The 20,646-nt window shown below is 53.4% G+C and carries 19 protein-coding genes; 9 read left to right on the top strand and 10 right to left on the bottom strand.

Annotation, left to right across the window (positions count from 1 at the left end; translation table 11 throughout):
• Positions 1–105: 105 nt before the first annotated feature.
• The 9 genes from H581_RS0114210 to H581_RS0114170 all read left to right on the top strand — a co-directional run bounded on the left by H581_RS0114210 (position 106) and on the right by H581_RS0114170 (position 9,152).
• A complete protein-coding gene (locus tag H581_RS0114210; protein WP_028610587.1) occupies positions 106–576 on the top strand; it encodes a hypothetical protein in 471 nt (156 codons plus the stop codon).
• A gap of 85 nt (positions 577–661) precedes the next feature.
• Positions 662–1,858, top strand: a complete 1,197-nt coding sequence (locus tag H581_RS0114205) for a pyridoxal phosphate-dependent aminotransferase (RefSeq protein ID WP_028610586.1) — start codon at positions 662–664, stop codon at positions 1,856–1,858.
• Between the two features lie 332 nt (positions 1,859–2,190).
• Positions 2,191–3,300, top strand: coding sequence for a glutamate 5-kinase (gene proB / locus H581_RS0114200; RefSeq protein WP_028610585.1), 1,110 nt, complete (start codon positions 2,191–2,193; stop codon positions 3,298–3,300).
• Between the two features lie 13 nt (positions 3,301–3,313).
• Positions 3,314–4,564, top strand: coding sequence for a glutamate-5-semialdehyde dehydrogenase (locus H581_RS0114195; RefSeq protein ID WP_028610584.1), 1,251 nt, complete (start codon positions 3,314–3,316; stop codon positions 4,562–4,564).
• Positions 4,565–4,585: 21 nt separating this feature from the next.
• A complete protein-coding gene (gene proC, locus H581_RS0114190; protein WP_028610583.1) occupies positions 4,586–5,455 on the top strand; it encodes a pyrroline-5-carboxylate reductase in 870 nt (289 codons plus the stop codon).
• Positions 5,452–6,684: a 2,3-diketo-5-methylthiopentyl-1-phosphate enolase gene (locus H581_RS0114185; RefSeq protein ID WP_028610582.1), complete on the top strand. Its 1,233-nt coding sequence runs from the start codon at positions 5,452–5,454 to the stop codon at positions 6,682–6,684. The genes proC and H581_RS0114185 overlap by 4 nt, the downstream gene beginning before the upstream one ends.
• Positions 6,663–7,361, top strand: a complete 699-nt coding sequence (locus H581_RS0114180) for a 2-hydroxy-3-keto-5-methylthiopentenyl-1-phosphate phosphatase (protein ID WP_245600036.1) — start codon at positions 6,663–6,665, stop codon at positions 7,359–7,361. Before H581_RS0114185 ends, H581_RS0114180 begins: the two co-directional genes overlap by 22 nt.
• Positions 7,358–8,008: a methylthioribulose 1-phosphate dehydratase gene (mtnB, locus tag H581_RS0114175; protein ID WP_028610580.1), complete on the top strand. Its 651-nt coding sequence runs from the start codon at positions 7,358–7,360 to the stop codon at positions 8,006–8,008. Before H581_RS0114180 ends, mtnB begins: the two co-directional genes overlap by 4 nt.
• Positions 8,009–8,132: 124 nt before the next feature.
• Positions 8,133–9,152: a MerR family transcriptional regulator gene (locus H581_RS0114170; RefSeq protein WP_245600079.1), complete on the top strand. Its 1,020-nt coding sequence runs from the start codon at positions 8,133–8,135 to the stop codon at positions 9,150–9,152.
• 286 nt (positions 9,153–9,438) lie between these two features.
• On the opposite strand, the gene H581_RS0114160 is transcribed toward H581_RS0114170, so the two are convergent.
• The 10 genes from H581_RS0114160 to H581_RS0114115 form a co-directional block, all read right to left on the bottom strand.
• Positions 9,439–10,119 (bottom strand): DnaD domain protein, encoded by a 681-nt coding sequence (locus H581_RS0114160; protein WP_028610578.1) that lies wholly within the window; start codon positions 10,117–10,119, stop codon positions 9,439–9,441.
• A gap of 29 nt (positions 10,120–10,148) precedes the next feature.
• The gene (locus H581_RS0114155; RefSeq protein WP_028610577.1) at positions 10,149–11,360 is read right to left on the bottom strand and encodes an acetate/propionate family kinase; all 1,212 of its coding nucleotides are present in this window, start codon (positions 11,358–11,360) and stop codon (positions 10,149–10,151) included.
• The gene (locus tag H581_RS0114150; protein ID WP_028610576.1) at positions 11,360–12,232 is read right to left on the bottom strand and encodes a 3-hydroxyacyl-CoA dehydrogenase family protein; all 873 of its coding nucleotides are present in this window, start codon (positions 12,230–12,232) and stop codon (positions 11,360–11,362) included. The genes H581_RS0114155 and H581_RS0114150 overlap by 1 nt, the downstream gene beginning before the upstream one ends.
• A 149-nt stretch (positions 12,233–12,381) precedes the next feature.
• Positions 12,382–13,875 carry an AAA family ATPase gene (locus H581_RS0114145; RefSeq protein ID WP_028610575.1) on the bottom strand — a complete coding sequence of 498 codons (1,494 nt, stop codon included), beginning with the start codon at positions 13,873–13,875 and terminating at the stop codon, positions 12,382–12,384.
• Position 13,876: 1 nt separating this feature from the next.
• Positions 13,877–14,407 carry a hypothetical protein gene (locus H581_RS0114140; protein ID WP_084134585.1) on the bottom strand — a complete coding sequence of 177 codons (531 nt, stop codon included), beginning with the start codon at positions 14,405–14,407 and terminating at the stop codon, positions 13,877–13,879.
• Positions 14,408–14,522: 115 nt separating this feature from the next.
• A complete protein-coding gene (locus tag H581_RS0114135) occupies positions 14,523–15,020 on the bottom strand; it encodes a cell wall elongation regulator TseB-like domain-containing protein (RefSeq protein WP_211231471.1) in 498 nt (165 codons plus the stop codon).
• Between the two features lie 32 nt (positions 15,021–15,052).
• Positions 15,053–16,354: an amidohydrolase gene (locus H581_RS0114130; protein ID WP_028610572.1), complete on the bottom strand. Its 1,302-nt coding sequence runs from the start codon at positions 16,352–16,354 to the stop codon at positions 15,053–15,055.
• Entirely contained in the window at positions 16,335–16,991 is a 657-nt protein-coding gene (locus H581_RS0114125) for a redox-sensing transcriptional repressor Rex (protein WP_028610571.1), read from the bottom strand. The genes H581_RS0114130 and H581_RS0114125 overlap by 20 nt, the downstream gene beginning before the upstream one ends.
• Entirely contained in the window at positions 16,988–19,897 is a 2,910-nt protein-coding gene (dinG, locus tag H581_RS34010; RefSeq protein WP_051250788.1) for an ATP-dependent DNA helicase DinG, read from the bottom strand. The genes H581_RS0114125 and dinG overlap by 4 nt, the downstream gene beginning before the upstream one ends.
• Before the next feature lie 16 nt (positions 19,898–19,913).
• Positions 19,914–20,624 (bottom strand): tetratricopeptide repeat protein, encoded by a 711-nt coding sequence (locus H581_RS0114115; RefSeq protein WP_028610570.1) that lies wholly within the window; start codon positions 20,622–20,624, stop codon positions 19,914–19,916.
• Positions 20,625–20,646 lie beyond the last annotated feature (22 nt).

The following is a 20,646-nucleotide window of genomic DNA, read 5'->3' as shown; positions in this document are numbered from 1 at the left end:
GCATTTGCTTTTTTTCCTAATGATACCGTCTCATGGTTCTGTGTCAAGATGGGAACCCTACCAGAGAAGCAATCCCACTTCGAGAAAAAAAGGAGAATGTCCCTTATGGTTTTCAAACGATTAACTGCAATGCTAATCGCTTGCTGCTCGCTATTCCTTTACGCTCAATTGGCTTTTGCGTCGCCTGACGGGGCCCATCGCATCGAACATGCAACCGAGACCGGCCTGAAGCCGGTTCAAGTATTCGACGTTCAAGCAGGCAAAGTCGTTAAAACGATTCCGAACGACCAGCAGTTTCAAGCCTTCGCCGCTTCATGGACAAGCTCCATCACCGGCCTTGCGCCCCAACTGACAAGCGACGCAAGCTGCAGCTACGTATACCGGGTTCCGCTGGAGAAGCCGGTCACGATCAAGGTTAACGAAGTAATTGTCGCCTCTGACGATCTGTTTCTGTTCTATTGCAAGGACAAACCGCCGCTCCTGCTCGTTTTTGACGAGAACCGCAAGCCGTTTTTATTTCTGTTCAGCGCCGATATTACGCCGTTTATCAAGAAGGTCGGCATCCCCGCTTCCTGACCTGCCGCTTCTCATCTCCTCACATTCATGCTACATTAAAGCTACTGTCTAACCAATAGCGATATTGTCATGTGGAGTGTGAAGAATGGATACGCAAATCGGTCAACACCTTATTCAGCCTGCGGATCGGATGAACGGACTTCCGACGCAGTTTTTCGCCAAGCTGGTCGCCAAAGCGAATGCTCAGACCGCTAAAGGGCGCGACGTCATCAATCTGGGGCAAGGCAATCCGGATCAGCCGACCCCTCCCCATATTGTAGCCAAGCTTCAAGAGGCCGCGGCTAATCCGTTGTACCATAAGTATCCCCCGTTCAGCGGCTACTCTTTCCTGAAGGAAGCCGCGGCGACGCGATACAAGGAAGATTACGACGTGGATATCGATCCCGCAAGCGAAGTCGCGATCTTGTTCGGCGGTAAAACCGGCCTCGTCGAAATCAGCCAGTGCCTGTTGAATCCGGGGGATGTCTGCCTCGTACCCGATCCCGGTTATCCCGATTATTGGTCGGGCGTTGCGCTGGCCGGCGCAGAGATGTCGTTTATGCCATTAACGGAGCAAAATCGGTACCTGCCGGATTACGGCTTGATCAGCACGGAAATCGCCGGCCGCGCAAAGCTGATGTTCATGAACTACCCGAACAATCCAACCGGCGCGGTCGCGGATGCCGATTTTTACGGACGGACCGTCCGATTTGCCGAGCAGCACGGCATCGTCGTCGCCAGCGATTTCGCATACGGCGCGATCGGCTTTGACGGCAATAAGCCGGTCAGCTTCCTTCAGACGCCAGGGGCCAAGGAGGTAGGCGTCGAGTTCTACACGTTGTCCAAAACGTATAATATGGCCGGCTGGCGGGTTGGCTTTGCCATTGGCAACGCACAGATCGTGAAATTGATTAATTTGATTCAGGATCATTATTACTGCAGCCTGTTCGGCGGCATACAAGAAGCTGCGGCTCTTGCGTTAACGGGCCCGCAGCAGTGCGTGGCGGAGCTTAGAGCCATCTATGAGAGCAGACGCGAAGCCTTGTTCGGCGCTCTTGACCGGATCGGCTGGAAAGCGGCGCGCCCCGGAGGCTCTTTCTTCTGCTGGCTGCCCGTTGCGCCCGGTTATACGTCCGAATCATTCGCCGATCTGCTTCTTCAGGAAGCGGACGTGGTCGTTGCTCCTGGCGCTGGCTTCGGCAAGCACGGCGAGGGATATGTCAGGCTCGGCTTGTTAACAACCGAAGCAAGGCTGCGGGAAGCTGTGGAACGGATCGGCAGGCTGAATCTGTTTCAAGCCTAAACGGCTTGCGACTCGCTTTACAGAGGTACCGGATCATGATATGCTTATAAGAATTGAACATGAAACGTGATGACGGGACTAGTAAGCTTGTAAGGTCGCGATCAGAGAGTAAATTCCATCGGCTGCGAGAATTTACCGAAGGCCGCTTGCTGAACCTACCTCCGAGCGGCCGGCGATGAGCCGGACAGCGCCTTCTGTTATAGGCTTAAGCTGGATGATCGTTTTGACCTTGGATCATCAACAAAGGTGGTACCGCGGAAGCATAGGCTTTCGTCCTTTATGGACGGAAGCCTTTTTTGTCGTCACGAAACAAGCATAGGATGGGATCGATGATGTCAGAACGTATAGTCGTAAAAATCGGCAGCAGCTCGCTGACCTCGGAGGAAGGCGGCTTAAACCGAGAACAGACCCGCTTCTTCGCCGCGGAACTCGCTTCCCTTCACAAGAGAGGCGACGGCGTCATGCTCGTAACGTCCGGCGCGGTTGCCGCGGGCTTTCGTCAAATCGGATACGCGGCGAAGCCGAAGCTCGTACACGAGAAGCAAGCAGCTGCGGCAGTCGGCCAGGCGCTGCTTATGCAGTCCTACCAGGAAGCCTTTAGCCGGTATGGCATCGTGTCCGCGCAAATTTTGCTGACCCGTGCCGACTTCTCGAATCGCCGCAGAATCCAGAATGCGCTGATGACGATCGAAGAGCTTCTCAAGCAGCGTATCATTCCGATCATTAATGAGAACGATACGGTCGCAACCGATGAGCTCGTGCTCAAATTCGGTGACAATGATAATTTGTCCGCCCTTGTAGCGGCAATGACCAAGTCGGCAAAGCTAGTCATCATCACGGACATGGACGGCTTATATACGGAGGATCCGCGGAAAAATCCGCAAGCCGTCAAAATCGAGCGCGTCGAGCAAATATCCGAGGATATTATGAAGCTTGCCGGCGGCGCCGGCTCTTCCGTCGGCACAGGCGGCATGCGCTCGAAGATTGAAGCTGCGCGCATCGCGATGCGCGGCGGGGTTCATGCTTTTATCGGCAAAGTGCAGCAGGAAGGCGATCTTACGCTCGCCGTTACGGGGAACGGCCGCGGCACCTACTTCGATACGAAGCTGCACAGCCTTCCGATGAAGAAGCAGTGGCTTGGCTTCCACTCCATGCCTCAGGGCAGAATCATGGTAGACGACGGCGCGGTGCGTGCGCTGCTTGAAGGCGGCAAGAGCCTTCTCCCTGCGGGCGTAACGGATATTCAAGGAGATTTCCACTACGGCGATGTCATTGAAGTATTGAATCGCCATGGCGAGACACTCGGCCGCGGAGTCGTAAACTATACGGCTGAGCAAATGCAGGCAGCTGCAGGGTTATCGACGGAGGAAGTGCGGCGCAGATTCGACGTCTCCCGCATTGAGGTCATTCACCGCGATGAATGGATTACATTGAAATCATAAGGAGGTTTTCCGCATGACCAGTGAAGTGAGAAAAAAAGCGGCGCTAGCCCAAGAAGCGTCCGCCATTATGAATCGGTTATCCACGGAACAAAAGAACGCTGCGCTCCTACATATGGCCGATGCTTTGCTAGCAGAGCAAGAAGCCATTATTGCAGCGAATAAGCTTGATCTGCAGCGGGGGCAAGAGCAAGGCACGAGCCCTTCCCTGCTTGACCGGCTCACCTTAAACGGCGAGCGGGTCGCAGCGATTGCGGAGGGGCTGCGGCAGATCGTCGCGCTCCCGGATCCGGTCGGCGAGCTGCTGGAGCAATTTGACCGTCCGAACGGGCTGAAGGTGCAGAAGGTCAGCGTACCGCTGGGCGTTATCGGAATGATTTATGAAGCCCGGCCGAACGTGACCGTCGACGCCGCCGGACTATGCTTGAAGACCGGCAACTGCGTCGTCCTGCGAGGGGGCTCGGCGGCCATCGAATCGAACCGCAAAATCGTCGAGGTTCTAAAAGAAGCGTTACAGGCAACCGCCATGCCGCCGGACGCCATCCAGCTTATTGAAGATTCGGACCGCGCATCGGTGAATGAGATGCTGAAGCTGAACGGCCTGCTTGACGTGGTTATTCCGCGCGGCGGAGCGTCGCTTATCCGCAATGTCGTCGAAAATGCGACCGTCCCCGTTATTGAGACCGGAGCGGGGATCTGCCACACTTTCTTGGATGCAAGTGCTGATTATAATATGTCTTCAGAGATCGCTTTTAACGCCAAAGTCCAGCGCCCTTCCGTCTGCAATTCCATGGAAACGCTGCTTGTTCACGAAACGTTTGCCGAGAAGCATCTTGGCCGGCTAGCCGAAAGGTTCGTTCAGGCCGGCGTAGAGCTGAGGGGCTGTAAGCGTACCGTTCAACTGCTGGCAGGCGCCAAGCTTGCTACCGAAGAGGATTACCGTACGGAGTATAACGACTACATTATGAACATCCGGATCGTAACCGAATTGGATGAGGCGCTTGAGCATATCCGCCGCTGCGGCACGAAGCATTCGGAATGTATCGTAACCGGGGACGCCGGAAACGCCGAGCGGTTCATTCAAGAAGTGGATGCCGCGGCGGTATACCATAATGCGTCCACCCGCTTCACCGACGGGTTTGAATTCGGGTTTGGCGCGGAGATCGGCATCAGCACGCAGAAGCTGCATGCCCGAGGCCCAATGGGCCTTCCTGCCTTAACGTCAACCAAATATCGCATATACGGAAACGGACAAATACGGGGCTAAGGACAGGAGGAGAACAAAGAAATGAGCTTATTAACGCAAACGGGGATTGCCAGTCTCCAGCTTTGTTTTTATGGAGCGGGCTCGATGGCCGAGGCGATCGCCAGAGGACTTATTAACGAGAAGCTGGTCGAACCAGGACGAATTTCCATGCTGAACAAGCAGAATCGGGAGCGGCTGGCCGAGCTCCACGAGCGTTACGGCGTGCAGACAGTCGTTCAAGGCTCCAGCAATGAAGCCTATTTGCAGGGTGCCGACATTATTTTTCTGGCCATGAAGCCGAAGGACGCAGCCGACGCGATTGCCGCGATCAGACCTTACCTTTCGCCGAAACAGCTGATCATTTCGGTTATTGCCGGGCTATCGATCAGCTCCATCGAGTATTTGCTGGGTCCGGAAGCGGCGATCGTCAGAACGATGCCGAACACATCCAGCACGATTGGACTCGGAGCAACCGGGATCAGCTACTCCGAATCCGTCACACCTCAGCAGAAGCTGCTCACCGAGGCTATCATGGGCTCGGTCGGCATTCATGCCGTCGTTGAAGAGTCGCTTCAGCAGGCCGTAACCGGGGTATCCGGCAGCGGTCCCGCTTACGTCTATTATTTCATGGAAGCGATGATTGATGCCGCATGCCAGCTCGGTTTGGCGCAAGAACAAGCAAAAGAGCTGGTCGTTCAGACCGTGCTCGGGGCGGCCGAGATGGTGCGGTCGACCGGCGAAGAGCCTGCCGAACTGCGCCGCAAGGTCACTTCCCCTAACGGAACGACGCAAGCCGCGCTTGAAGTAATGGCAGAGAACCTTTTCTCCGAAACCATTCATAAAGCCGTCCGCCGCTCCGCCGAACGCGCAGGCGAACTCGGCGAAACGATTGAAAGGAGCATAAGCGAATGAGCAGCGTTTGTATCGCAACCTATCGCTCTTACGATGATAAAGCCGATTTTAACAAAAAAGCGCAATCGATTGCGGTCGGATTAACGGTCGGCAGCTGGACGGAGCTCCCCGAAGCGCAAAAAGCCGAAATGGAGAAGCACCTCGGGAAAGTTATTTCCGTTCAAGTGCATGAGCCGGCGGGCGCTGCGCCGGGCGAGCGTTATGCCGATATTCAAATCGCATATCCGGACATTAATTTCAGCCGCGATCTCCCCGCCCTTCTCGTTACCGTATTCGGCAAGCTGTCGATGGACGGCCGGATCAAACTGCTGGATCTTGATGTATCCGAGCATTTCGCTTCCGCCTTTCCAGGTCCGAAATGCGGACTAACCGGCATTCGCGAACTGCTGGGCGTTCAAGACCGCCCGCTGCTCATGAGCATATTCAAATCGGTTGTCGGCCACGATCTCGCGAATTTGCAGGACCAGTTCTACAAGCAGGCGTTAGGCGGCGTCGATCTGATTAAGGACGATGAGATTTTATTCGAGAACCCGCTGACGCCGCTCGAGAAACGTGTAGAGGTTTGTATGGGGGCAGCGGCTCGCGCGCAAGCCGAGACGGGCCAGAAGCTATTATATGCCGTTAATTTAACGGGCCCAACCTCACAACTTGCGGCAAATGCCCGCAGAGCGATAGACGCCGGGGCTAACGCGCTGCTGTTTAACGTATTGGCCTACGGTTTCGATGTCCTGCATGAACTGAGCAGCGACAAGTCGGTCAATGTACCGATCGCGGCTCATCCCGCCTTGGCGGGGGCATTCTATCCATCGCCCCATTACGGTATCGGAGCGTCGCTTCTGCTCGGCAAGCTGATGCGCCTGGCAGGCGCGGATCTCGTCCTCTTCCCTTCTCCCTACGGCTCCGTCGTCATGCCGAAGGAAGAGAACCTGGCGGTGAAGGACGCTTTGCTCGCTCCGCTTCACGGGCTGCGGACAAGCTTCCCCGTACCTTCGGCGGGCATTCACCCCGGACTTGTTCCGCTCATCCTGAAAGACTTCGGAACAGACGTCGTCGTCAACGCGGGCGGAGGCATTCACGGGCATCCGATGGGGACGGCTGCGGGCGGACAAGCCTTTCGTCAAGCCATCGCAGCAACGTTAGAAGGAACGCCGCTGCGCGAGGCTGCGCCGCTTGCCGGCAACGAGCCTCTGCAAGCGGCGATAAACGCATGGGGGATCAAAGAGGCATGACCAACCAGACAGCTAAGAAACGCATCGTGTTCTGCGATTTTGACGGAACGATAACGGTCAACGATAATATTATCGCGATCATTAAGCATTTTAACCCGCCCGGGTGGGAACGGATCGCCGAACGGACTATCGCGCAGGAGATCTCCATTAAGGAAGGCGTTGGGCAGCTTTTCCGTCTCCTCCCTGCTTCCATGGAGAAGGAGGTCGTCGAATTCGGCATATCCAACGCCCGCATCCGTGAAGGCTTCACGTCTTTTTTGACCTATTGCAAGGAGCATCAAATCGAGTTTTATGTCACAAGCGGCGGGATCGATTTTTTCGTTTATCCGATTCTTGAACGATTCGGCATTGCCCGTGACCACATTTACTGTAACGGCGGCGACTTTAGCGGCGATCAAATCGAAATATTATGGCCGAATCCTTGCGACGGACATTGCACGAACGATTGCGGCATGTGCAAAACGACCATTATGCGCAACTTTCCGGCTGACCGGTACGAGCGCATCATTATTGGCGACAGCGTGACCGACTTTGAAGGCGCCAAGCTCGCCGATGTCGTTTACTCCCGCTCTCATTTAACAACCAAATGTAAGGAGCTCGGCTTGCCGCATTACGAATATGAAACGTTCCACGATATTATTAAACAAATGAATGCGGAAAGGACGCTGTCGAAATGAGCTTTCAACAAATCGCATTAGAGGATAAGCAGCGGGCGCTTGCCGAGCTCCGCGAGGTAAAGGAATTATTCGCTAACCGCGGCTGGTTCCCGGGTACGAGCGGCAATCTCTCTATCCGGGTCGGAGATTTTAATGCCGAGGAATTCCAGTTTGCGATTACGGCAAGCGGCAAGGATAAAACGGTTCATACGCCCGAAGATTATTTGTTTGTTGACCGGGAAGGCAAACCTTGCGAATCGACGCGGCTGAAGCCTTCCGCAGAAACGCTCATTCATTGTGAGATTTACAGGCTGACGGGCGCCGGCGCGATTTTTCACGTCCATACGATCTTCAACAACGTCATCTCCGAATATTTCTGGGATCGCAAATCCGTTCCCGTGGACGGCGTTGAGCTCATCAAGGGCTTCAACATCTGGGAGGAAGAGGCGCATATCGACATCCCGATCGTTTCCAACTTCGCTCATATCCCCTCTATCGTTCCCGAAGTAACCGAGAGGATCGCGCAGAACATTCCCGGCATTCTGCTTCGGAAGCATGGGATATACGCATGGGGCGCGAATGCCTTTGAAGCAAAGCGTCACCTCGAAGCTTTTGAGTTTATTTTCGAATACGTGTATCGTTTGGAGCTGCTGAAGAAAGGTAACTAAAACAAGCTTTCAACGTGCATGAAGAGCGGTTCCGGGACAATAATTTCGCCCCTGAATCGCTCTTTTTATTGACTTTAACGCAGCGGCAAGGTTCATAATAGTTCCGGGAGGCGATTGCTTGAAGGTGCACGAAGCCGCGAAGACGCTTGGGGTCACGCCCAGGGCATTGCGTTATTATGAAGAAAAAGGCTTGATTCGGCCAATGAAGGAAATCGAGAACGGCTACCGCATCTATTCGGAAGAGGATATGATGAGGCTGCAATGGATCGTTACGCTCAGGGAATTGGGACTGCCGATAACGGCCATTTCAGATTCGCTGGACTCGCTGGCCGATCCCGCTGCTTTCATTCGCAAGATGGACGGAGCACGGGCTGAAATGTACGAAGAATGGGTGAGCGTCACCCAGACGCTGCAGGCGCTTGACGACACGATCGCAGCTTGGCACCAATCCGATTCCGTCCGTATCGCGCAAGCCGAGCCGGCCGCTAGCCGATTAAAGCAAAACAGGCTGCTCCGCTCTTCCTGGAACGACCGGTGGAATTATGACGAACTGGCTCGCCGGTACGGCATCGTAGCGCCGTACGTTCATTTAGAAGGCTTGCTGCCCGAAGAACATTACTACCAAGCGCTTGCCCGAACAGCCGACTGGCTGGATCCTCAGACGGGCGAAAGGGGCCTCGAGCTGGGGGCGGGCAGCGGCAACTTAACCGTATTGCTTGCGAGCGGCGGCGCAAAGCTTACCGTTATTGAGCAATCGGCCGAGATGCTCGCCATCCTTCGGGACAGGTTACCTCAGGTGAACGCCAGGCAGGGAAATCTGCTTGCTCTGCCCCTAACCTCACAAGCCTATGCTTTCATTGGCTGCAGCTTCGCTCTGCATCACTTGAACCGGTCCCAACAACTATATGCGCTTGGCGAGATGGACCGCGTGCTGATGAGCGGCGGCCGCATCGTCATCACCGGTTTAATGTTCGAGGCTCATGACCGCGAGCAGAGACCATCCAGCCTGAAGGAGCTTGACTCCTTGGAAGTTACTCCGTCCCTCCTCTGCGAGCTAATCGAATGGTTCGAGTCCCGGGGCTATTCGACCATCACGGAGAAGCAGCATGCGTATACGCATCTTGTCTATGCCGTCAAACCATAAAAACAACACTCCACAATAACAACAGGCCGGCAGCAGCAGCTGTCGGCCCGTTCGATATCTTGACGGTTTACTTCGATTTTTTCTTGGCTGCGGATCTTCCTTGCTTCTTCGGATCATTCGATGGAGGCGCGGCATGCTGTGAGCCGTTTGGCTTAATCGAATCGTCGCCCATGTGCAGTTCTCCTTTCCGCTGGCTTCCCCTTTACTATTCGCTAAATACGGGGAATCTATAAGACGGGCCTGTGTCATCGAAGCGTATAAAAGGAAAGAAGCCAAGCCTATCGGCTCAGCCTCTTCCACCCCGAAACTTCTGCGAGTGCGCGCGCGCTTCCTCTTCATTCGTCACCCGGTTCCGGCTCCATTCGATTAAGATCCGGTCAATATAGCGGAAGCTTAGCTTCCCGGCGAATACGGCTTCCTTCAACGCGAAACGGATTATTTCTTCGGTATACCGGTCTTGATCCAGCCACCCGGAAATCGTTTCGCATTCCATCGGGGACAGCAGCCGTCCGAATTCCTGCTCGAATACGCTGAACAGGTCCGAAGAGGCTGCGGATAACGGTCGAATCGCCTGACGCTCCGTTTTCTTTGTTTCCCGCTTCAGCTCCGCCGTTAGTTGTGCCGCTTTAAACAACCAGCCGCTCCAGTTGTACCGTTCTGCTTGCATTCCTGTCGCGCTGTCTATATATTCATCAATGGTCAGAAAATCATCCTTCATCAGCCTGCCCAGCATTTGACCTACGTCCCTGACGGATAAGCCCATTCGCCCGGCAAGCTCCTCCGGCGTCGGAAAATCGTTTAAATCCGCTTCCATATACACCATGATTTGCAGCAGCAGCATCGCTTCCGTATCCGACAAATCCAGCTGGCGATAGGTGCGCAGAAGCATGGCGGACACATGCACGCCACCCTCTTGAAGCGCTGCGGCCATCCCATGCGTGTACGCCTTCCAAATCTCGTTGTTCACTGCGGGCTGTCCCTCCAACTATACGCCGATTATGAGGTTTGGGCTTGCTTGACAAGGTTATACGTATCCCGTGCGATCAGCAGCTCTTCGTTGGTCGGTACGACAAGCACCTTCACCCGTGAGTTGTCCGTCGAAATTTCCCGTATATCCTTGCGCCGCTCCGCATTGCATTCCTCGTCCAGCTCGAGGCCCAGGAACGTAATTCCTTCGCAGACCGCTTTGCGCAGAGCGGCCGAGTTCTCGCCGACGCCTGCCGTAAATACAAGCGTATCCAAACCATTCATCGCTGCGGCGTATGATCCGATATATTTTTTGACGCGGTACGCGTACATGTCAAAGGCGAGCTTCGCGTTTTTGTCGCCATCCCGCATCGCTTCCGTAACCTCGCGCATATCGCTGCTGATGCCGGAAACAGCAAGCATACCGCTATGTTTGTTAAGCATAGAATTTACTTCATTCAATGTCAATTCTTCTTTATTCATCACGAATGGGACGATAGCCGGATCGAGATCGCCGCTTCGCGTTCCCATCATCAGCCCTTCCAACGGAGTCATCCCCATGCTGGTGTCATACGATTTTCCATCCAAAATAGCGGTGCAGCTCGCCCCGTTCCCGATGTGGCAGGTAATCATTTTAAGCGATTCCAGCGGCTTTTTCAAATAAGCTGCGGCCTGCGCGCTGACGTAGGAATGTGACGTGCCGTGAAAACCGTAACGGCGAATTTTGTGACGGCGGTATAGAACCGTAGGGATCGGATATAAGTACGAAGTGTTCGGCATCGTTTGGTGGAAGGCCGTATCGAAGACGACTGCCTGCGGCACATCCGGCATATTCGTTTCTACCGCCGTAATCCCCATCATGTGGGCGGGATTATGGAGCGGAGCCAGATCGAACAGCCTGCGGATTTCGAGCTTAACTTCCGGGGTAACGAGCACCGAGCTGCTGAATACCTCGCCCCCGTGCACGACGCGATGGCCGACCGCTTCAATTTCATTCATATGGGAAATCGCTCCGAATTCCGGATTGGTCAGCATTTCCGTTACTCTCTTAACAGCCGTAACATGATCCAGAATTTCGCTGACTTGACGGACCTCTGGCTTATCAACCGGCTCATGCGTAACGATCGAGGAATCCATTCCGATTCGCTCGACGCGGCCGCTGGCAAGCACCGATTCATCCCGCATGTCATACAGCTGATATTTCAAAGAAGAGCTTCCTGCATTAATAACGAGTACCTTCATTAGATTCGATCCCCATCCTTATCGTATTTGAAGAAGCCGACGCCTGATTTGACGCCCAGATGACCGGCTCGTACCAGCTTCTTAAGCACGATGGAAGGACGGTATTTCAGCTCCCCGTATTCGCGGAACATCCGCTCGAGGGCGGCAAGCACGGAATCGAGGCCGAAACGGTCACACATTTCAAACGGGCCGTGCTGGAACGAATAGCCTATACGCATGGCGTTATCAATGTCCTCGGCTGAGGCTACGCCTTCCTCGAGAACATGCAGAGCCTCGTTGATGAACAGGCAAATAAGCCGGGTCGTCACAAACCCGGGAGACTCGAATACCATGACCCCTTTTTTGTGAATGACTTCTTCAACGAAATGCTTTGTTCTCGCAAAAGTCTCCTCGGACGTCTTCAATCCCCGCACGATTTCGACCAGATCGATCTTCGATACGGGATAAATGAAATGGGTGCCGATTACCCGGTCCGGGTGCTTTGTTGCGCTTGCAAGCTCCGTCAAGCTAAGGGTGGAGGTATTGCTGGCCAAGATGACGTCGGGTCCGCAAATTTGATCGATTTCCGCGAAAATCGTTTTTTTGCTCTCCAGGTCTTCGGTTATCGTCTCGATAACTAGCTCGCAATCCTTAAGCCGGTCATAGCTGAGCGTCGGCTCGATACGATTCATAATCAGCTTTTTCTCCGCTTGCGTAAGCGCCCATTTCTCGATTTGCTTATCCAGATTAATTTCGATCATTTGCTTTCCATATGCAAGACGCTCGTCCGAGCGTTCAATAATAAGGACGTCCAATCCCTTCGAAGCCAGCATTTCTGCGATGCCCTGGCCCATTGTTCCTACTCCGACCACTCCGACCTTTTTTATGTTCAATGTGATAGCTCCTTTATGTGGTGAGATTGCGCTTATAACCTATTGCGATGCAATTTTTGTGAATAAGGTTCAATCTCATTATAACGATTTTCATCAAAAATAGAAGGCGGAAGCAGGCTCCGCCTTCAAATTGTAATATTGTAAACGTTTTACGCGGCTGTATCGGCGTTCAAAAGGTGCCGAAACTCATCGCCGCTCAGCGTTTCCTCGCGCAATAGCGTCTCCAGGGAACTTGCAAACACTTCGCGCTTCGCTTCAAGCGTTTCTTTGGTTCGCGACATTAGCTTATCTAAAATGGTCCGATTTATGTTAGCCCAGGCTTCTTTCGTCATCATAGAGGCGTCTATGATGCCAAGATCCGTCAAGCCCGACTCGACTAACGTTTTTACGATACTCATCGATTGCTCAAAATCGTTTTTCGAGCCGGTGCTTCTGCCGCCGTAAAACATTTCCTCAGCCGCAGCGCCCCCGAGCGCAATCATAATTTGACCGTTTAGAAACGATTCCGTATAGAGGTACTGATCCTGCAGCGGATTATGTCTGACATAGCCGAGCGCCTGGCCGCGCGGGGACAAAGCGACCTGCGATACGCTTCCCGGCCGAACGATCTCCGCCATAATGGCATGGCCGAGCTCATGAAGCGCCACTCGCTCGCGTTCTTCCTTGGATGACTCGCGATCCGTCTTCTCGCCCATCATGACCTTATCGATTGCCATCGACAAATGATTCTCGGTAATCTTGTCCGTATTTTCACGCAGCGCATAGATAGCGGCTTCATTCATAACGCTTTCAAGCTGGGCGCCGGAGAAACCGAACGACTCCGATGCGATACGTTCCAAATGAACATCCTCTGCGATCGGTTTATTGTTTGCGTGAATGTTTAAAATATGCAGTCTGCCCTTCTTATCCGGCAGATCGACGCTAATATGCCTGTCGAAGCGGCCCGGACGCAGCAGGGCGCTGTCCAGCATTTCCTTGCGGTTCGTTGCCGCGATCAGCAGGATCCTCGGCGACTCGTTCGCATGGATGCCGTCCATTTCCGTTAAAAGCTGATTCAGGGTTTGATCGTATTCACGCTGTTGGCCGCCGTCGCGCTTGCCGCCGATCACTTCAATCTCATCGATAAATATGACGGCGCTGCTTTTTTTGGCTTTATTCGCCTTCGTTCGAGCTTCCTTGAACAGGTCGCGGATGCGGCCCGCTCCGACCCCGACGTACATTTCGACGAATTCACTGCCGGAAGCCGCCAAATAAATCGAATCCGTATAATGAGCGGCCGCTTTCGCCAGCAGCGTTTTACCCGTTCCCGGAGGCCCCGCCAACAGAATCCCCTTGAGCGGACGAATGCCGAGCTTCGCGATTTGCTCCTGCTTCACGAGAAAGTCGAGCGCCTCGATAAGCTCCTGCTTTGCCCTCTCCTGGCCGCCGATTTGCTCAAACGAGAACGGTTCGGCTTTCGTGCCCGGACGGCGCTGCTGGCCGGTCATGGCCGTCATCTTGCCTCTTCCGCGCGCCGCATAGAAGACGACAAAGCCAAGCGCGCCGAGCATGAGTACCGGTACGACGTTCTGGCCGATAAAAATTAAAAAAACGATAAGAACAGGCACAAGACCTATAGCGATTTCGGGCAAATACTTTCGCATGCTACCACACCTCCAATTTGGCGGGAATACGCGGAAGCACGACATACTTGACCGTTTTCGAATCTTTCAGTGTAATATATACGTTTGTTTCATCCATTTCCGCCGATACCGTTACGTCTTCATACGCTTTCGCTGCTTCATTCATCGCTGCTGGAATGCTGGAATACGTCTTGGTCTCCATTGCTTCCGCAACAAGGAACAAGGATGCAGACCACAGCTCCTCCAGCTGCTTGCTCGATTCCGACCGGATATTCAATTCAAGCTCCCGGGCGCCGAACAATTCCTTGCCGTTTTCTTCAATAGCCGCATATATGTTTCGGACATTCGCGTCCGGTTCCAGAACGAGTTCAATCGTCACCCGCTCATCGTTCATAACGGGCTTGCTTGAAGAAACGACGCCGTCCACTTCTTGCGTTACCTTCTCTAACGGGGCTGCGATCGCAACCTGATTATATATCGCCCATCCGCCAAACAACAGGCAAGCCGATATGGCGGCTGTAATCAATACGGGAATCACTCGCGGTTTCATCATCTTCAAAAATCCCTCCCGCTGCCAATATTATATTTATTCGTATATCAATTCCGCTATACGAAAGTATATCATAGTTAGCAGCAGGTATGGCGGTGTAAAAATAGGAAACGGAGCCCTATGGCTCCGTCCCGGCCGGCAATTTATATTCCTCAAGAAATTGTCCATTGTCAAATCGGTAGAATTCATAATAATAACGATCCGGACTGCCTTCTACGCTGTAAAAAATTTCCCAGACCCGGGTATTTTGCAGCAGACCCGGTTGGATCCGTTTAATATTCGCCTGCGGCTTGGAGATTTCGAAGGCATCCTTCAGCTTTTTCTGCGCAAACCCGTCGGATGCATGAATGATTTCCGGCTGCTCGTCATCCGCCAACCACACGAACACCTGACGGCCTTCTTGATCCAGACCTTTGACGATCCAGCTTTCCTTATCCCATATATGATGATAAACCTCTTCGACCTCCGCCAGATTCCCCGCTTCAATTGCCAGCTCTTCGGCTTCGCGGTCTGCAGACCACTTCGGCATTTGAATTTCGCGAAAGTAAATGCCGAAGGCTGTGCCGGCCGCAAGCAGAATTGACACAATAACGAACAGCCAGCGCTGCGTTGTCATGAACGGCGGACGCTTCTTCGTTATGACCCGCATTAGGCTTGCAGCAGACGTTCGAAGCTCGCTTGCGCCTCGTAACGAATTTTCTCCTCGTCCAGCATGGTGCACGCCCCGTTCCGCACGACCTGGCGGCCGTCGATCCATACATGCTTGACGTCGCGGCCCGAACCGGAATAAACCAGATGGGATACGATATCGGTCTTCGGATAGAAATGGGGCTGTTCGATATCAATCGCGATGAAATCCGCCTTCAGCCCTTCGCGAAGGGCGCCAATCCGATCCTGCTGCCATACCGCTTTTGCCCCATTTACGGTCGCAAGCTTCAAGGCTTCCATAGCAGGTACGGCCGTAGGATCTCCGGATGCTCCTTTATGAAGAAGAGCGGCAAACCTGATCTCCTCGAACAGATCCAAATTATTATTGCTGGCGGCGCTGTCCGTCCCAAGGGATACCGTCACGCCTGCGCGCAGCAGATCAGTCACGCGGGCAATGCCGCTGGCCAGCTTTAAATTGCTGACAGGGTTATGCGAGACGGCAACTCCCTTCTCTGCAAGCAGCTCAATTTCCATGTCATTCAAATGAACGGCATGGGCTACCAGCGAAGGCCGCGAGAAGAAGCCGAGACGGTCCAGATGCTCTACAGGCCGGAGGCCGTAGTCCCGAACGTTCTGCTCCACCTCGGCCAGCGTTTCCGACATATGCGTATGAAGCGGCAAATTATAATCATGCGCGGCTTGTACGAATTTCTCGATATAAGCCGGAGGGCATGTATAAGGCGCATGAGGAGATATCATCGTCGTAATGCGGCCGTCCGCCTTGCCGTTCCAATCGCGTGCGAAGGCGATCGCTTCCTCAAGCTTCGCTTTTTGAACGTCCTCCGGGCATAGTCCTATAACACCGCGGGTTAGAATGCCGCGAATACCGCCTTGCTCCGCCATCTCGGCTACCTGATCCATGCGGTCGTACATATCCACGAATGCCGTCGTGCCGCTGCGCAGCATCTCCACAATAGCCAGCGCGCTGCCTGCCCGCGTATCCCGGTCCATATACTTGCCTTCCATCGGCCACATCTTCTGCTCCAGCCATACCTGAAGATTCTGATCGTCGGAATAACCGCGGAGCAGGCTCATCGCTGCGTGGCCATGCGTATTGATGAGACCCGGCATAAATGCCAGCTTGCTCCCGTCCACTTTCTGCACGCCGCTTTCCAACTGCTCGGGCGCTTCCGCGCCAAGATACGTAATCCGGTCATTTGTTACGACCATATGGCCGGCGATCGAAGGACTAGCATCGTCCATCGTAATAAACAACCCGTTCTCAATCCAAATCTGACTCATATTGCGCGTCTCCTTCTCGATTTAAATAATACGCCAAACTAAGCAATTCCTTCGTGAAATCGGCATTATGTATGCGAACGGCATCCGGAACGCGTAAGATGGCGGGCGCAAAATTCAATATCCCTTCGACGCCGGCTTCCACGAATTGATTCGCGACATTCTGAGCCTCGAAAGCCGGAACCGTAATAATGCCGATTCGGATATTCTGAACCGAGACCGTCATAGAAAGCTCGCTCATCGGCAGCACCTTCAGGTTGTTAATATGCATTCCGATTTTACTCGGATGATCGTCGAATACCGCGGTGATCTGCATATTATCCTTCGAATATTTATTGTAATTGCACAGGGCATGTCCCAGATTGCCGGCGCCGACCAACGCGACCTTGATCGGCTGGTCCACCTTTAATATTTGCCGGATCTTCTCGATTAAGTAAACGACGTCGTAGCCGACGCCCTTGCGGCCGAATTCGCCGAAGTAAGCGAGATCCTTCCGGATTTGGGCGGGATTCAGATCAAGCTTTACGCCTAATTCTTGGGATGAAACGGTTTGAATCTCGCGGGCATGCATCTCGTTCAATACTTGAAGATAGATGGGAAGCCTTCTGACGACGGCTTCCGAAATTTTAGCCTGCTTCATCGCATATCCTCTTCTTCCTCTGAATTTGGCGCTGTGTCCAACGTCAACCGCTGCGACTGGTGTTCGGTCGCCAGCCACTCTCTCATCCGGTTTACCATTTGCTCGGTATGCATGGTTTCGATTTTGGGACCGGGCAGCGAATACAAGAAATGCTTGCCGTAATACGTATCAATGACGCGCGTATCATAAATAATAACGATTCCTTTATCCCTGGAGGTGCGTACGAGACGACCAAAGCCCTGCTTAAAACGGATGACTGCCTGCGGGATCGAAAGCTTCATAAAAGGATTTTGCTTCTGCCGCTGCAGCATCTCGGCTTTCGCCTCCGCAAGCGGATGGTTCGGCGGCTGAAAGGGCAGCCGTACGATCGCCAGGCAAATTAACGCCTCGCCGGGAATGTCCACCCCTTCCCAGAAGCTGCTCGTTCCGAGCAAGACCGATTCCGGCGTCTGCCGGAATCTTCTGGTCAGCTTCGTCCGGTTGCCGCTGTCAATCCCTTGGCCCAGCACTTGAATGCCGGATTCCGAAAGCATCTCCTTGAGCGGCTCGTAGACCTGCTTCAGCATGCGGTACGAAGTAAACAACACCAGCATTCTGCCCCTTGTTTCCTTCGCGGCGTCCGCAAGCGATTTCGCCAGCATATCCAAATAAGAATCATCCACCGCAGATCCCTTCAACATCGGGAAATTGCGCGGAATAACGACGAGTGCCTGCTCGCGGTAATTAAATGGAGACGGAAGCTGCACCGTTCTCAATCGTCCCTGCTCCTCATAGCCTGCAAGGCCAAGCTGCTCCGCCGCGTATTGGAACGATTTTTGAACCGACAAGGTTGCCGAAGTCAGCACGATGCTCTCTTTGACGTCGAAAAAATACTTTTGCAGCTGGGAGCTCACATCGACAGGCACGCCGTACAGTTGCACCGACCGATAGCGGTAGACGCTGCTTGCTTCGATCCAGAACACGGAGTCGGGCAGCTCTAATTTGATAAACGTGCGCAGCTCGTCCTTCACTCGGGATAAATCCCGGATCGCGCCGTTAAGGTCGGTAATAATCGCCTGTACGGCGGGATCGTCGATACGATCCTTAATGTCCGTCATCATTTTCTCAACCGTACGCACGACACGGTTCAATTCGGTATGAACGTTAGCTTCAACTTCAACCGCATCCTCCCAGCCGCCCGGCAGCTGATTCTTCTTCAGACGGCACACCGATTGACCGTTATCGGTCGGGCTGTCCCCGGAGCTGGCCGTGAAGCTGTAGAACAACTCGAATAATTTATCCCAGTGCTCCTTTACCTCTTGGAAGACCGGAATAACCGTTTCTATCGTCTCCAGCCAGGAAGCCTGATGAGCATCGTCCTCGTTCATCAGCTTCTGGCGAAGCGCGGGCAATAATCCCGAGCGTGCATCCTTGTATAAGCGAAGCACGACCTGTGCGAGGGAAAAGTAATTGTTCTGCATGCCCAGATGCTTGCCTGCTACCTCTTCCACATGATGAGCCTCGTCAATGACAAGATGGGTATACGCGGGCAGCAATCGGTGATCGGCTTGAATATCCGTAAACAGCATGGAATGATTCGTTACGCAGACATCCGCAATGTTAGCTTCATGCTTGGCGCGGTGATAGAAGCATCTCTTGAACCATGGACATGAGCGGTTAAGGCAGGAATCCGTGTCGCTCGCCACGCTTTGCCAGAAATCCGCCCCCTTGTTGCCGAAGTTTAGCTCTTCTTGATCGCCCGTCTCCGTTTCACTCAGCCATACGATCATTTGGGCTGCGGTTACGGCATCTTCGATCGGCGAAACAAGGTCCTTCATATTTACCTTGCCTTCAAACTTGCGCAAGCACAAATAATTGCCCCGTCCCTTGAAGATCGATGCTTTGAACTCGAAGGGCAGAACTTCCTCCAACAGCGGAAGATCGCGCTGCCTTAGCTGCTCCTGCAGATTAATGGTATGCGTGCTGACTACAACTTTTTTTCCGTTCTGGACACCGTAATACAAGGCCGGAATTAAATAGCCCAGCGACTTGCCCGTGCCCGTGCCGGCTTCTATCAGCAAATGCTGGTTGCTGCTCAGTGCGCTGTATACCTCCTGGAACATAGCCGCCTGCGCTTCGCGTTCCTCATAATTCGGGTATTTCTGCTCAAACCTCATCTTGACTTCCGCTAAGTATTGATCGAAGGCTACGTCGCGCAGCGGTTCGTCGTTGCTTCCTGCGCGAGGAGATTCCTCCTCCGGCCATTCGCTTACCTTTAGAGCGAACTGGTTAAAATATTCATATTCGTTCGACTCGAATACGGTACGTATTTCCATGCGCTGCAGCGTTTCGCTTATAAACCAGCTTAAATCGCTTCCGTCATCAATAAGCGCGGATAGCCGCTGCAAAGTGAGCAGCGGCATTTTCCGGAGCTTGCTGACTGATTCGATAAGCAGGAGAGCGGTCGCCATCGCATCGCTGTCCGCTCGGTGATGCCGGTCATGGGCAATGCCGAACAGCTCGGAGACGGCGCCAAGCTGATACGTATTAATCGTCGGATATAAAATGCGGAGCAGTTCGATCGTGTCGAGTCTCCGGCCCGCGAACGGATGGTAGCCGCAGCGGTCGAAGGCTTGATTCAAAAAGCCCGCATCGAACCCGACGTTATGGGCGACGAGCACGGCGTCATCGAGCTGCGGAATAAGGTTAACCAGAACTTCGTGCAGCTCAGGCGCATCCGCAACGTCCGATTCGCTTATTCCCGTCAATTGCGTGATGAATGCCGGTATTGGGATATTAGGCCGAACGAAGGAGCTGAAGGTGCCGGTCACTTCCAGCTCTTCTGAAACGATGACCAGCCCGACCTGCAAAATGTCATCCTCCGGGCTGTGTCCCGTCGTTTCCAAGTCTAATACTGCAAATTTCATTCATTCCCCGATCCTCTCACAAACAGCACAGCTCCGTGCTTCCGAAATATAACGATAATTGCTGGGGTGTTTCCTGGCATGATTTTAAATTGTTCAGCGCGTCTTTGAAGCTCGGGCAAACATCATAAGCCTTCTTAAACAGCTGCTCTGCCTGCGCCAGATTCATGTGCACCGCTTGGATGCACCCTAGCGCATTATAGCCCATCGCCAGCCATTTGGGAAAGTCCGTCAACGCAATCAGCAGTTGAAAATGCCGCTGCGCTTCGTTCCAATTTTGAAGATGCATATGCGTCATGCCCAGAAACAACCTCGCCAGATTACATTCCGGCGATTGAACGATAACCGTTTGAAATTGTAATGCCGCTTGACGAAACATAAATAACTTATAATAGCCTTGACCTTTGGAAATAATCTCTGCAGCCTCATCCGGAATTTCCAGATCCGCTGCATTGCAGCTTACAGCTGCGATGACGGGGAGCTTCATGTCAGTTGACGGCGAAGCCATTATTTCCGGTACTTCCGATAAATCCGGATTCGCTTGCCGCTCCTTGAAATCAGCAAACTTCTCCTCAAATTCAAGCCATTGTTCGATGAAGGTGTCGCTTACTTTTTTTAACTCGTTTAGCTGCTCCTCGTATTGCTTCTTTTCCTGTGCGCCCGCTTTTTCGTACTGACCCATAATCTGATCGAGCATTTCATTCATTGAAGCAAACATGTGCTGGAACATACCGCATCCCGCCTTCGCTAAA

The organism is Paenibacillus harenae DSM 16969 (assembly GCF_000422465.1).
GTDB classification, from domain to species: domain Bacteria; phylum Bacillota; class Bacilli; order Paenibacillales; family Paenibacillaceae; genus Pristimantibacillus; species Pristimantibacillus harenae.
This window is presented reverse-complemented; position numbering and strand designations above follow the sequence as displayed.